Source organism: Microbacterium sp. STRO-1N (genome assembly GCF_057748015.1).
The window spans coordinates 3,295,620-3,309,260 of sequence record NZ_CM173234.1 but is presented as its reverse complement, the minus strand read 5'-3'; the positions used below and the strand labels follow the sequence as shown (position 1 = coordinate 3,309,260).

Genomic DNA, 13,641 nt, shown 5'->3' with positions numbered 1-13,641 from the left:
GTAGGCTGGGACCGTGCATGGTGAGTACAAGGTCCCGGGTGGAAAGCTCGTCGTCGTCGACCTCGAGGTCAAGGACGGGCGGATCGACGGATTCCGGCTCGCCGGCGACTTCTTCCTGGAGCCGGACACCGCGCTCGACGACATCAATGCGGCCGTCAACGGTCTGATGGCGGAATCGGATGCCACGGCGATCGCCGCCGCGGTCCGCGGTGCGCTGCCGGAGGGTGCCCAGCTGCTCGGCTTCACCCCCGAGGCGGTCGGAACCGCCGTCCGCCGCGCGCTCGTGACGGCCCCCGGCTGGCAGGACTTCGACTGGGAGATCGTGCACGAGAAGGCCGTGTCCCCTCGCATGAACCTCGCGCTCGACGAGGTGCTCACCTCCCGCGTGGGCGAGGGCCGTCGTCGCCCCACCCTGCGCATCTGGGAGTGGAACGAATCCGCCGTCGTGATCGGCTCGTTCCAGTCGTACCGCAACGAGGTCGACCCTGATGGCGCCGCCCGCCACGGATTCGACGTCGTCCGCCGCATCTCCGGTGGAGGGGCGATGCTCATGGCGGCGGGGCAGATCATCACGTACTCGCTGTACGTCCCGGCATCCCTTGTCCAGGGCCTGACGTTCGCCGATTCGTACGCGTTCCTCGATGACTGGGTGCTGCAGGCGCTGCGGTCGCTCGGGATCGACGCGACCTATCAGCCGCTCAACGACATCGCCTCGCCCACCGGCAAGATCGGCGGGGCCGCCCAGAAGCGCCTCGCCAACGGCGGCGTTCTGCACCACGCGACGCTGTCGTACGACATCGACGGTCAGATGATGACCGAGGTGCTGCGCATCGGGCGAGAGAAGCTCAGTGACAAGGGCACGACCTCGGCGGCCAAGCGCGTGGATCCGCTGCGCAGCCAGACCGGGCTCTCCCGTGTCGAGATCATCGAGCGCTTCAAGGACACCTTCCGCTCGCTCACCAAGGCCGAGGACGGTGCGATCACGGCGGACGAATACGCGGATGCCGAGGCCCTCGTCGCGTCGAAGTTCTCGACCGACGCGTGGCTGCATCGGGTTCCGTGAGCGAGTCTGTCGCCGCGAGCGCGCGCCAGCTGCGGAGAAGTGCGCCTTCTTCGGACGAATCTCCGGGATCTCTCCGAAGCAAGCGCACATCTCCGAGCGAAGCGGCGCGCGGCTCCGTCTCGATCGTCCACGGAGACAGCCTCGACGTCGCGAAGACGCTGCCGACGGCATCCTTCGCTCTGGTCTATCTCGACCCGCCGTTCAACACGGGGCGGGCCCAGGAGCGGCAGGTCGTCACATCTCGGCGGTTCACCGAGCAGCCCGAACTCGACATCGAGGAGCCGGGCGAGGACGAGGCCGCCGAGAAGGAGATCCGGCACGGCTTCCACGGGCACGCCTATGAGCGCGTGCGCGGCATGCTGCGCACCTACGATGACAGCTTCGACGACTACGGAGCGTTCCTCATGCCGCGGCTCGAGGAGGCCTGGCGGCTGCTCACCGATGACGGCACGCTCTATCTGCACCTCGACTACCGCGAGGCGCACTACGCCAAGGTCATGATGGATGCCGTCTTCGGCCGCGAGTGCTTCCTCAACGAGCTCATCTGGGCGTACGACTACGGCGGGAAGTCGCGCAAGCGCTGGCCGACCAAGCACGACACGATCCTCGTGTACGTCAAGAACCCCGGTGCGTACCATTTCGATTCGGATGCCGTGGATCGTGAGCCCTATATGGCGCCGGGGCTCGTGACGCCTGAGAAGGCGGCCAGAGGGAAACTTCCCACCGACGTGTGGTGGCACACCATCGTGCCCACGACGGGGCGCGAGAAGACGGGGTATCCGACGCAGAAGCCGGAGGGCATCCTGCGGCGCATCGTCCAGGCGTCCAGCCGCCCTGGCGACCGCGTGCTCGATCTCTTCGCCGGCAGCGGAACGACCGGAGCCGTCGCCGCGGCACTCGGGCGCGATGCCGTGCTCGTCGACGACAACCCCGAGGCGATCCGCGTGATGCAGACCCGGATGCCGGGCGCCGCCGTCACCTCGCTCTGACAGTCTCCGTGACGCGGCCGTCGTCGAGTTCGAGCCGGTCGTCGATCCGGCGGAACTCTCCGGGGTCGTGCGTGACGGCCACGACCGCGGCGCCGGTCGAGGCGAGAAGGTCGACGGCATCCGCGACGATCGTCCGCGAGTGCGCGTCCAGCGCCGCCATCGGCTCGTCCAGCAGCACGAGGTCCGCCCGCTGGACGAGCGCCTGCGCGAGCAGCGCGCGCTGACGCTGGCCGCCGGAGAGCGCCCCGATCCGGCGACGCGACAACTGCGCGAGCCCGACGGTCTCGATGGCGTCGGCCACGGACGAGCGATCCGCCCTGCGTGCGGGTCGCCAGGAGCCCAGCCGAGCCCAGGTTCCCATCGCGACCAGGTCGTGCACCGTCAGCGGCAGGTGCGCGGGCAGCGGTGTCGACTGCGGGACGAGAGCGATTCGAGTGCCCGGCCGGACCTCGACCGATCCTGTCTGCGGCACGACGAGCCCGGCCGCCGCGCTCAGCAGCGTCGACTTGCCCGAACCGTTCGGCCCCGACACCACCAGCAGCCGTCCGGCATGCGCGTCCACATCGATGCCGCGGAGCGCCGGGTGCCCGTCGTGATCGACGGCGACACCGCGCAGCGTCAGCACTCGGGTGGTGGGCAGGAGGAGGGATGCGGAGGACACCGTCCCATTATTGCAAATGAAAATCGTTCTCAATAAGTGCTACAGTCGCTCCCTGTGACCCTTCTCGACCCCTTCGCCATCGCCTTCGTGCAGCGCGCCCTGCTCACAGGCATCCTCGTCGCCGTGATCTGCGGCGTCGTCGGCACCTGGGTGGTGCTGCGCGGCATGGCGTTCCTCGGCGAGGCCATGGCGCACGGCATGCTCCCCGGCATCGCCGTCGCGACGCTGATCGGCATCCCCGGCATCCTCGGTGCGGCCGTCAGCGCCGCCGGCATGTCCGTCGGGATCGGCGTGCTGCAGCGTCGAGGACGGCTGTCGGCGGACACGAGCATCGGGTTGCTTTTCGTCGCCAGTCTCGCGCTCGGCGTCATCATCATCTCGGCCTCGCGCAGCTTCGCGACCGACGCCACCGCGATCCTGTTCGGCGATATCCTCGCCGCCTCCCTCGCCGATGTCGTCATGCTCGCCGCCGTCGCCGTCATCACGCTCGCCGTCGCGGCCCTCGGCCACAGGGCGTTCGTCGCGCTCACGGTCGATCCTCGGCAGGCCCAGCTGCTGGGACTGCGTCCGAAGCTCGCCCACGTCCTGCTCGTCGGACTCATCACCCTCGCCGTCGTGGCGGCCTATCAGGCCGTCGGATCGCTGCTCGTGGTCGGCATGCTGCTCGGACCGGCGGTCGCGGCAGGGCGCTGGGCCACGCGTATCCCCACGACCATGGCGCTCGCGGCCGGCATCGGCTGCGCTGCCGTCGCCGTCGGCCTCCTCGTCTCCTGGTACGCCGGCACCGCGGCCGGCGCGACGATCGCGTTCGTCGCGATCCTCGCCGCCGGTCTCTCCGCCGTACTGCACCGGATCGTCACCATCGGGCGCCGCCGCGCCCTTCCAGAAAGGACCTCATGAGACTCCGCTTCGCCGCAGCATCCGGCATCCTCCTCCTGACGCTCGCAGGGTGCGCCGCATCCGCAGCTCCCGCACCCGAACCGACGTCGGCGACGACGGAGGATGACGGGCACGGTCAGATCGAAGGAGCCCGCGAGCTCCCGGAGCCGGCGCTGCACCTCACGACGATCGATGCCGATGGCGTCGTGCACCACCTCGATCTCCTCGATGAGGAGACGTCCGTTCTGGCCGAGATCGAGCCGGTCGAGGAAATCGTGACGGACGGACGGTATCTCTTCGGCATCCGCGAAGGATCGGTCACCGTGATCGACAGCGGGGTGTGGACGTGGAGCCACATCGACCACTTCCACTACTACGAGGCTCCGGCGCGGGTGCTCGGCGAGATCACCGGGCAGGGTGTGCCTTCCGTCGTCACCGGCGACGTCGGCATCGGGGTCCGGTTCGCCGACGAGGCGGTTCTGCTCGACGCCCCCGCGCTCGCCGACGGGCAGGTCGAGGAGGCCTTCCGGATTTCGGCCGACGGCGACGGGCTGGTCGTGCCCCTGAAGTCCGGAGCCGTGATGACGGATGCCGACAGCGGTGCATCCCCGTCGCTGCGCGTGGTCGCAGCCGACGGCAGCACGGTCGGCGACGGCATCCCGTGCGAGAGCACGAGCGGAACGATCACGACGGTCGTCGGCGTCGTGATCGGCTGCGCCGAGGGAGCGGTGATGTTCACCGGTGGCGACCCCGCCGCGGTCGAGCGCATCCCGTACCCCGAGCGTGCCGCGCCCGCTGCGACGAGCTTCGCCGCGCGGGAGGCGCGTCCCCGGGTGGCGGCGGTCGCCGGCAGCACAGGGGTGTGGATCCTCGACACCCGGCAGCGGACGTGGACCCTCCAGGACGTCGGCGAGCCGATCGTGCAGGCCGTGGCGATCGACGATGCGGACGGGCGGGTGCTGGCGCTCACGGCGGACGGCGCCGTGCTCGTCCTCGCCGACGGGCAGGTCGCCGCGCGCACGGAGCCGCTGGTGGCGGCATCCCTCGCGGATGCCGAGGCAGCCGACGGCGTGCGGTTCGTCGTCGACCAGAACCGGGCGTATCTGAACGGCCCGATCGAGCAGAAGATGTGGGAGATCGACGCCGCCGACGGCGCGCGTGTCGCTCGGACGTTCGAGACGGCGTACGCGCCGCTGCAGCTCGCGGGGACCGGACGATGAGGGTCCTGCGGCAGGTCGCCGTCGTCGTCGCCGCCGCGGGCGTGCTCGCCGGCCTGACCGGATGCGCTGCGCCCGCGTCGGACCGACCGAGCGTCTACGTGACCACCAACATCCTCGGCGACGTCGTGTCCGAGATCGCGGGAGGCCACCTGGATGTGGTGACGCTGATGGCCCCCGGTGCCGACCCGCATTCGTTTGAGCTCTCAGCGCAGCAGGCCGCCGGCATGCGTGCCGCCGACCTCGTCGTGGCGAACGGACTCGGGCTCGAGGAGGGGCTCACGCAGCACGTCGAGGCTGCGGAGGACGAGGGCGTCGACGTGCTCCTCGCCGGAGACCACGTGGACGTGCTGGAGTACGCCGATGGCGCCGGCCCCGACCCGCACTTCTGGACGGACCCGGCGCAGATGCACCTCGTCGTGGACGCGCTCACTCCGGCGCTGGCCGAACTCGCCGGCAGCGGCGCGGCCGATGTCCGCGCCGCCGCGGATGCGTATCGCACCGAGTTGACCGCCCTGGAGGACGAGATGGCGACGTCACTCGGTGCTGTTCCGGCCGAGCACCGCGCGCTCGTCACGAACCATCACGTCTTCGGCTACCTGGCACGCCGCTTCGACGTCACGCTGCTCGGTGCCGTGATCCCCGGCGGCACGACGCTCGCCGCCCCCAGCCCCGCCGACCTGCAGGAACTCGTCGACGCGATCGACCAGGCGGGTGTCCGGACGATCTTCGCGGAGTCGTCCTCACCGGATCGGCTCGTGCAGGTGCTCGCCGATGAAGCCGATCGAGAGGTGGACGTCGTCGAACTGATCACGGAATCACTGGCCGCACCCGGCGAACCCGGTGACACGTATCTCGACATGATGCGCGTCAACACCACGCGCATCTCCGATGGCCTGAGCCCCTGACCCCGCCCGACAGGGCACTCCGCCCGAGAGGGCACCCACCCCGCCCGAGAGGGCGACGAAAGGAAGATCGAATGACACAGCGCAATCGCACGGCGCGCCTCGCTGCAGGCGTGGCAGGCGCCGCACTGCTCCTGGCCGGATGCGCCGCACAGCCGGCTGCCGAGACCCCGGCCGACCAGCCCACCAGCACGGATGCCGCGAGCACCGGTCCGCGGATCGCGGTCGCCTACGAAGGCGGTGTTCTCGTCGTGGACGGCGAGACGCTCGAGGTGATCGATGACCTCGCATCGGAGGAGTTCGTCCGGCTGAACCCGGCCGGCGACGACCGCCATGCGTTCGTCACGACGTCTCAGGGCTTCCAGCTGCTCGACGTGCGCGAGCCGGAGCTCACAGATCTCGTCGTCGAGGCGGGTGCTGCCGGCCACGTGGTGCGCCACGGCGGCAAGACCGTGCTCTACGACGATGCCACCAGCGACACGACCATCTTCGAGACGGCCGCGCTCGCCGAGATCGACGGCGCGCTGCCGGATGCGGAGGTCATCGAGGGCGTCGAAGCGCACCACGGTGTCTCGGTCGTCCTGGAGGACGGCACGTTCGTCACCACGGTCGGCGACGCGAGCGGTCGCAACGGCATCCGAGCAGTGGATGCCGACGGCACCGAGATCGCGGTGAACGATCAGTGCCCCAACGTGCACGGCGAAGGCGCGGCCGCTGACGAGGCCCTCGTGTTCGGCTGCGAGAACGGCGTGCTCGTCTTCGACGACGGTGCGATCACCAAGCTCACCTCTCCGGATGAGTTCGGCCGCATCGGAAACGCCTACGCCACCGAGCACAGCCCGCTGGTCGTGATGGACTACAAGGACGACCCGGATGCCGAGGGCTACCTGCTGACGAACCTGGCTCTCGTGAACACCGAGGCGAAGACCATCGAGAAGGTCGAACTTCCGGACGGCATCAGTTACACCTGGCGCGGCGTCACGCGTACCGAGGACGGCGACGCCGTCATGATCGGCTCCGACGGACGCCTGCACGTCATCGACCCCGCCACGGGGGAGATCACGGCATCCCACGAGGCGATCGAGGCGTGGGAGAGCCCGACCGAGTGGCAGCAGGCGCACCCCGCCATCGCGACGACCGGCGATGTCGTGTACGTGACGGACTCGGCGAACAGCACGATCGTCGCCCTCGACCCGCACACGGGTGAGGAGCTCGCGTCCGGCGAGCTGCCGCACGTGCCGAACGAGATCGCCGTCGTCGGCTGACCGTCGGTTCCTCGTTCCGCTCGTCGCTCAACGAGCGATGGGGAGGGGCTGATCACACGAGGGCGAGCGTGTCGTCGTAGGCCGTCGTCGTGATCTGAGGGTGACCGCCGAAGACCCGCGCCGTCCCCGGTTCGGTCCGCCATGCGGGCCAACCGGGGGCGCCGCCGGTGACGAACGACACCGCGGCGCCGTGCATGTCGTCCGCGAGGGACTGAAGCGGATTCGGGCCCGCCAGGTCCGAGACGCGCTCCCGGTCGAGCCCGTCGAACCAGAACGGCACGTCCAGGCAGTGGCACGCCCACCCCTTCGTCGGTGAGACCCAGGTGAACGCGTACACCCAGGTCTCGGCATCCGCTTCTCTGCGGGCCTCGGCGACGCGGACGACCAGGCTGCGGAAGACGTGATCCGTGACGAATCGGCCGACCATGGCGGCCGAGCCCTTCGCCCGTTGGGGGCGGTTCGCCCGCAGGTAGGCGCGTCGGACGCTGCGATCGCGCAGAACGCCGCGCAGCAGGGCGGTCGAGGGAACGACCCGCAGCGCACGCGGTGCCCGATCGGCGACCATCGTGAATTCGTCATCGGTGGCGCCGAGCACGAGCGGCTTGTCCGCGCCGATGCCGTCTCGGAGGGCATCCGCGGCTGGTCGCAGGACGAGTTCGCCGTCCACGATCGGGCCCCACGGCAGGCCGTCGTCGATCAGGCCGGACAGCAGTCCGAGGCCCTTCCGGCCGCCGACGGCCTTGGGCTGGTTCTTGAGGATCCGCGACTCGGATACGGAGCGGAACCCGGTGAGCGTCGGCTCGATCTCGAGGATCCCGGCCAGGCGCTCGCCGCGTTCCTTCGCGACATCGGCCGGGATGTCGGCGAGCGCGGCCGAGAGGGCGAGCGCGCCGTGGAACAGATGCTGGGCTGCGGGCATGCTCAGCAGCGTCAGCACGGCGCCACCCCCGGCGGACTGCCCGCCGATCGTCACGCGGTCGGGGTCGCCACCGAAGGCGGCGATGTTCTGCTGCACCCAATCGAGTCCGGCGATCCAGTCCAGGACGCCGCGATTGTGCGGCGCTCCGTCGATGTACCCGAACCCGTCGAATCCCAGTCGATACGACAGCGAGACCGTCACGACGCCGTCGCGATTGAATCGGCTGCCGTCGTACCAGGGGCTCGCCGGCGAACCCTCGGTGTACCCGCCCCCATGGATCCAGACGAGCACCGGCAGCTTCTCGGCGGGCATCGGGGTGAACACGTTGACGTTGAGGATCGCATCACCGGGGACCGGAGGTTCAGGGATCAGCGTGCCCCCAGGGTCCCGCCGCAGCGCCGTCGCGCCGTAGGAAGTCGCGTCGCGCACCTCGGTCCACGGCTCGGGCGGCACCGGAGCGGCGAAGCGCAGGTCGCCGACGGGCGCGGCGGCGAACGGGATGCCGAGGTAGGCCGCAGAGGCGTTCGGCGTCCCGGCATCCCGCCAGGATCCGCGGACCGGGCCGGATGCCGTGTGCACGATGGGGGCGTCGGTCACGATGCTGCTCCTTCTTGTGGCTGCGGGGCCGGGCGCAGCGCGTCCAGGAACTGCTCGATGTGAGCGGCCATGTCGATGTCCGGGTTCACGAGCCACAGGGACTGCAGGCCGTCGGCGAGCGCCTGCACGCTCGTCGCGACCCAGGCCGGGTCCAGGTCGCCGCGGAGCTCGCCGTTCTCCTGTGCGCGGACGACCGCCGCACGGAAGTGCTCCTGCAGGCCATCGGTCCGCTCGCGGAAGAACCCGTGCGCCGGATGCGCGGGGTCGACCGCGTCGACGGCCAGCTGGGCGTACAGCTGCACGAGCCCCGGCACCGTCGCGTTGTGCCGGATGACGGTGAGGAGCATGTCGAGGCCCGCGCCGTCGGTGCCGTACGCCGTCTGGTCGTGCTCGTCGCGCTTGCGCAGGATCGCGGTGAAGAGCTCTTCCTTGCTGTCGAAGTAGTGCAGCAGCCCCGCGGCGCTGAGGCCGACGGCGTCCGCGAGTTCCCGGACAGAGGCGCGTCGGTACCCGTGGGCGGCGACGACCTCGAGCGCTGTCGTCAGGATCTCCTCGCGCTTGGCGATCCCCTTGGCGTAGGCCCCGCGTCGCGTCATGGTGCCAGCGTATCGGCGCCGCGGCATCCTGGGAAGTGAAAACCGAACGGCGCTTGCTTTTTGTTGAGATGCGGACGTATCCTGGCCGAGCGATCCACGGCGGACGCGGCGAAAGGCGAACTCGGATGACCGACCCACAGGACCTGACTCCCGAAGATCTGACCCTCGAGGAGAAGGCCTCGCTCACCAGCGGTGCCGACTTCTGGACGACGAAGGCGATCGATCGGGCAGGCGTCCCGTCGATCATGCTCACCGACGGCCCCCATGGGCTGCGCAAGCAGGCCGCCGCGAGCGATCATCTCGGACTCAACGACAGTGTTCCCGCGACCTGCTTCCCGCCGGCTGTCGCCCTCGGCTCGAGCTTCGACCCCGAGCTCGCGGAGCGCGTCGGCGTGGCGCTGGGCGTCGAGTCCGCGATCGAGGACGTCGCGGTCATCCTCGGCCCGGGCATCAACATCAAGCGGTCGCCGCTGTGCGGCCGCAACTTCGAGTACGTCTCGGAGGACCCGATCGTCGCCGGCCGGATCGGAGCGGGGCTCGTCCGCGGCATCCAGTCGCAGGGCGTCGGGTCGTCGCTCAAGCACTTCGCGGCGAACAACCAGGAGGACGACCGGATGCGCTCTTCGAGCGACATCGACCTCCGTCCGCTGCACGAGATCTACCTCCGCGGCTTCGAGTACGTCGTCAAGGATGCCCAGCCGTGGACGGTGATGTGCTCGTACAACCGCATCAACGGCGTGTACGCGTCGGAGGATCCGTGGCTGCTCGGTGAGGTGCTCCGCGATGACTGGGGCTTCGAAGGCCTCGTGGTGTCGGACTGGGGTGCCGTGAACGAGCGGGTGAAGGGTCTGGCAGCTGGACTGGATCTCGAGATGCCGTCGAGTGGCGGCTTCACGGATGCTCAGATCGTCGCCGCGGTGAAGGACGGTTCGCTCGACGAGTCGGTCGTGGACATCGCTGCCGGACGCGTGCTCTCGCTGGTCGCGAAGGCGCAGGCGCGTCCGGTTGCCGCAGGACCCTTGGATGCCGAGGCTCATCACGACCTCGCACGCGAGGTCGCCGGTCGCTCGATCGTGCTGCTGCAGAATGTTCCGGTCGGCGGGACTCCTGTGCTTCCGCTGGCGCCGTCGGCGTCTGTGGCGGTCATCGGCGAGTTCGCCCGCACGCCCCGGTACCAGGGAGGCGGTTCGTCGCACATCAACCCCACCCGCCTCGACACCGCACTGGACGCCTTCGGCGACCGGGTCTCGTTCGCGCCGGGGTTCACGTTCGACGGCTCGGGGGATGCCGAGGCGCTGCGCGCCGAGGCGGTCGCGCTGGCCGCGGCGAACGACGTAGCAGTGCTGTTCCTCGGGCTGCCGGACGCCGATGAGTCGGAGGGCTTCGACCGCACGCACATAGACCTCCCGGCGGCGCAGCTCGAGCTCGTGGAGGCCGTGCTCGCCGTGAACCAGAAGGTCGCTGTCGTCCTGTCGAACGGCGCGGTCGTGGCACTGCCGTTCGCCGAACGCGTGCCGGCGATCGTCGAGGCGTGGCTGCTGGGTCAGGCGGGCGGTTCGGCGACGGTCGACGTCCTCACCGGAGCCGTGAACCCGTCGGCCCGGCTCGCCGAGACCATCCCGCTCCGCCTCGAGGACACCCCGGCGTTCGGGAGCTTCCCCGGTGCGTTCGGGCACGTCCGCTACGGCGAGGGCGTGTTCGTCGGATACCGCTGGTACGACGCGCGGAAGATGGCCGTGGCCTTCCCGTTCGGACACGGCCTGTCGTACACGACGTTCTCATACGGGAAGCCGACGGCGACGGTCGAGGACGACGGCGACATCCGCGTCACCGTCGCCGTGACGAACACGGGTGCCGTCGACGGCCGCGAGGTCGTGCAGGTGTACGTCGCGCCGGAGTCGTCGATCGTCGAACGCGCGCCCCGCGAGCTCAAGGCGTTCGCCTCCGTCGCGCTCGCCGCGGGTGAGACGCAGGACGTCTCGCTGGTCGTCCGTCGCGAAGACCTCGCGTACTGGGACATCCGCGTCGACCGTTTCGTGGTCGAGGGCGGTGTCTACCGCGTCGAGGCCGGAGCCTCGAGTCGTGACCTGCGCGGTTCGACCTCGGTGCACGTCGCCGGCGACGAGATGCGCATCCCGCTGACCGCGAACTCGTCGATCGGCGAGCTGCTGGAGCATCCGATCGTCGGCCCGATCGTCCGGGAGCAGCTGTCCGGAGGGCAGGAGGCCGCGGACGGTGCGATGGATGCCGGGATCATGAGCGACGAGGCGATGGCCAAGATGATGGCATCGTTCCCGATCGGGCGGCTCGCCGGGTTCCCCGGCATGGGCATCGACCGGGAACAGGTCGAGCAGCTCATCGCGCTGGGGAATCGGGGATAGTCGCGCATCGGCTTCCGGGGACGGGTATGACACAATGTGTCGAGAAGTGTGACACTTCATGACATACTCATCTTGACGAAGCGCGGGGAAGCCACGTGACACGACCTCCAGCCGGCCCGCAGACCCTGCTGCGAAGCCTGAACGCGAGAGCGATCCTGGAGGCACTGGCACGGCGCGGCCCCCTGACCCGTGCGGAGTTGATGGGCGAGACCGGGCTGTCGCGGACTGCAGTCACTCAGGTCCTACGGATGCTGGAGAACGGGGAAGCTGTGGCATCCGCTGGGGAGGACCGGGCGACTCGCGGTCCCGCGGCGGCCCGGGTCGCGCTGAACCCCGCCCTCGGGTGCGCTGCCGCCGTGCACATCGACCATCACTCGGCCAGCGTGGCGATCCTGGATCCGACAGGACGCGTCATCGCCGAGGAGAGCGGCCGGTTTCCACCGGCCGGCGACCTCGTGGAGCGCGTCGACGCGTTGACCGAACTGCTGACCAGGGTGCTGACTCCCGTGGCGGGGCCGCTGCGCGTGGTGGTCGTCGGCACACCGGGCATCGTCAGCCGTGATGGTGCCATTCGCGATGATCACGGACCGGACGGCGGGGCCTTCCGGTCCGCTCTGGCGACGCGATTGGGGTGCGACGTCCACATCGAGAACGACGTCAATCTTGCCGCGCTCGCCGAACTGTCCGGCACCGTGGCGACCGGAATCGAGAGCTTCGCGCTGCTGACGATCGATGACGGTCTCGGTGCGGGAATCGTGATCGACGGCGCCCTGCACCGCGGTGCCTCCGGAATCGCCGGCGAGGTCATGTACCTGCCGCAGCCGTCGCTGCCGATCGGGGCCCCCGTGCTGAGCGAGGTCGTCGTCGCCGATCTCGCGCTGACCAACGGACGCGACCCCGGCGAGCCGCTGCGCGTGCACCTCGACGCGGCGCTGGAAGGAGACGGGGCGGCTGTCGAGATGATGGCCGAGCTCGCTCGCCGCGTGGTCCTCGTCGCCGGGAGCATCACACTCGTGCTCGACCCCGCCGCGTACATCCTCGCCGGGGACGCGGCGCATCCCGCATTCGCCGATGCCGTGCGGCAAGCGGCGGATGAAGTCGGGCATCTGCTGCCGCTCACCATCCTGGTGTCGTCGTTCGGACGCGAGGCGACGCTGGTCGGTGCCGTCGGCGAAGCCACGACCGTCCTCCGAGACACGATCTTCTCCGGCATCCTCACCCCGACAGAGCGGACCCAGCGATGAAGCTGCCCTCCTCCGACCTGATCGCACGACTCGGGTTCGCACCCGAGACGCGCGCGATCATCATCAACGCCGACGACTTCGGGATGTGCCACGCGGCCAACACCGCGATCACCGAACTGCTCGAATCGGGCGATCTCGACTCCGCGACCATCATGGTGCCGTGCGCGTGGGCGCCCGAAGCGCTCGCTTTCGCAGCGGATCGCACCGATCTCGACGTCGGCGTGCATCTCGTGCTCACGAGCGAGTGGACCGACTACCGGTGGCGGCCGCTGACCGGCACCGCGACGTCGCTCGTCGACGAGGCGGGGTTCTTCCCGGCGCTGGTGCGCTCGGTCGAAGAGCAGGCGGATGCCGGAGACGTCGCGGCCGAACTCGCCGCACAGCTGCGGGCCGCACGGGATGCCGGAGTCGACGTCACCCACCTCGACAACCACATGGGATCCGTCTACGGGTTGGCCACCGGCCGCGACTTCCTCGGCGAGGCCCTGGGGCTGGCGGCCGAGCACGGCCTGCCGTTCCGCCTGCCGCGCTTCGTCGACGGCACCGAGTTCGCGCCCGAGTTCCAGGATGCCGCGACTCGCGCAGCGGCCGGCGCGGACGCACTGGGCGTGGTCATCCCTGACCGCACCTGGACGCATCCGTTCCCGCTGGCGAACGAGGGAACGGACGAAGAGGAGACGTACGAGCAGACGCGCGACGGCTTCATCGAGCTGCTGCGCGCCGTGCCGGCCGGCGTCACCGAGATCTTCCTGCATCCGATGGTCGACGGCGATGAGTTGCGTGCGGCGGTCGACTTCAGCGCCGCCAAGCGCGGTTTCGAGCGACGACTGCTCACGGATCCGCTCGTGGCCGCTACGATCGCGGAAGAACGACTCGTGCGCGTCGGCTGGCGCGCGCTGAGAGACCTGCAGCGCGGCTGAGCCCG

12 protein-coding genes are annotated in these 13,641 nt (G+C 69.9%); 9 read left to right on the top strand and 3 right to left on the bottom strand.

The genetic code is table 11. From position 1 onward, the window contains the following. Positions 1-13: 13 nt before the first annotated feature. The gene (gene lplAB / locus AC3ANJ_RS16120) at positions 14-1,063 is read left to right on the top strand and encodes a lipoate-protein ligase LplAB (protein WP_488317172.1); all 1,050 of its coding nucleotides are present in this window, start codon (positions 14-16) and stop codon (positions 1,061-1,063) included. 122 nt (positions 1,064-1,185) lie between these two features. Then, positions 1,186-2,052: a DNA-methyltransferase gene (locus AC3ANJ_RS16115; RefSeq protein ID WP_488319296.1), complete on the top strand. Its 867-nt coding sequence runs from the start codon at positions 1,186-1,188 to the stop codon at positions 2,050-2,052. Here the strand turns inward: AC3ANJ_RS16115 and aztA are convergent. Next, on the bottom strand, positions 2,039-2,713 hold the full coding sequence (aztA, locus tag AC3ANJ_RS16110) for a zinc ABC transporter ATP-binding protein AztA (protein ID WP_488317171.1): 675 nt from the start codon (positions 2,711-2,713) through the stop codon (positions 2,039-2,041). The two genes, AC3ANJ_RS16115 and aztA, sit on opposite strands and share 14 nt — an antisense overlap. A 54-nt stretch (positions 2,714-2,767) precedes the next feature. On the opposite strand from aztA, the gene aztB reads away from it, so the two are divergent. The 4 genes from aztB (at position 2,768) to aztD (ending at position 6,979) form a co-directional block, all read left to right on the top strand. After that, positions 2,768-3,613 carry a zinc ABC transporter permease AztB gene (aztB, locus tag AC3ANJ_RS16105; protein WP_376176701.1) on the top strand — a complete coding sequence of 282 codons (846 nt, stop codon included), beginning with the start codon at positions 2,768-2,770 and terminating at the stop codon, positions 3,611-3,613. Next, the gene (locus tag AC3ANJ_RS16100) at positions 3,610-4,812 is read left to right on the top strand and encodes a hypothetical protein (RefSeq protein WP_488317170.1); all 1,203 of its coding nucleotides are present in this window, start codon (positions 3,610-3,612) and stop codon (positions 4,810-4,812) included. The genes aztB and AC3ANJ_RS16100 overlap by 4 nt, the downstream gene beginning before the upstream one ends. Continuing rightward, complete coding sequence (locus AC3ANJ_RS16095) at positions 4,809-5,717, top strand: metal ABC transporter solute-binding protein, Zn/Mn family (protein WP_488317169.1); 909 nt, start codon at positions 4,809-4,811, stop codon at positions 5,715-5,717. The genes AC3ANJ_RS16100 and AC3ANJ_RS16095 overlap by 4 nt, the downstream gene beginning before the upstream one ends. 71 nt (positions 5,718-5,788) lie before the next feature. Next, on the top strand, positions 5,789-6,979 hold the full coding sequence (gene aztD / locus AC3ANJ_RS16090) for a zinc metallochaperone AztD (protein WP_488317168.1): 1,191 nt from the start codon (positions 5,789-5,791) through the stop codon (positions 6,977-6,979). Positions 6,980-7,031: 52 nt separating this feature from the next. On the opposite strand, the gene AC3ANJ_RS16085 is transcribed toward aztD, so the two are convergent. Beyond that, complete coding sequence (locus tag AC3ANJ_RS16085; protein ID WP_488317167.1) at positions 7,032-8,495, bottom strand: carboxylesterase/lipase family protein; 1,464 nt, start codon at positions 8,493-8,495, stop codon at positions 7,032-7,034. Then, positions 8,492-9,091: a TetR/AcrR family transcriptional regulator gene (locus tag AC3ANJ_RS16080; protein WP_488317166.1), complete on the bottom strand. Its 600-nt coding sequence runs from the start codon at positions 9,089-9,091 to the stop codon at positions 8,492-8,494. Before AC3ANJ_RS16080 ends, AC3ANJ_RS16085 begins: the two co-directional genes overlap by 4 nt. Positions 9,092-9,216: 125 nt before the next feature. On the opposite strand from AC3ANJ_RS16080, the gene AC3ANJ_RS16075 reads away from it, so the two are divergent. The 3 genes from AC3ANJ_RS16075 (at position 9,217) to AC3ANJ_RS16065 (ending at position 13,636) form a co-directional block, all read left to right on the top strand. After that, the gene (locus AC3ANJ_RS16075; protein WP_488317165.1) at positions 9,217-11,472 is read left to right on the top strand and encodes a glycoside hydrolase family 3 C-terminal domain-containing protein; all 2,256 of its coding nucleotides are present in this window, start codon (positions 9,217-9,219) and stop codon (positions 11,470-11,472) included. 95 nt (positions 11,473-11,567) lie between these two features. Then, complete coding sequence (locus AC3ANJ_RS16070) at positions 11,568-12,716, top strand: ROK family transcriptional regulator (protein ID WP_488317164.1); 1,149 nt, start codon at positions 11,568-11,570, stop codon at positions 12,714-12,716. Continuing rightward, complete coding sequence (locus AC3ANJ_RS16065; RefSeq protein WP_488317163.1) at positions 12,713-13,636, top strand: polysaccharide deacetylase family protein; 924 nt, start codon at positions 12,713-12,715, stop codon at positions 13,634-13,636. The genes AC3ANJ_RS16070 and AC3ANJ_RS16065 overlap by 4 nt, the downstream gene beginning before the upstream one ends. Positions 13,637-13,641: the final 5 nt, after the last annotated feature.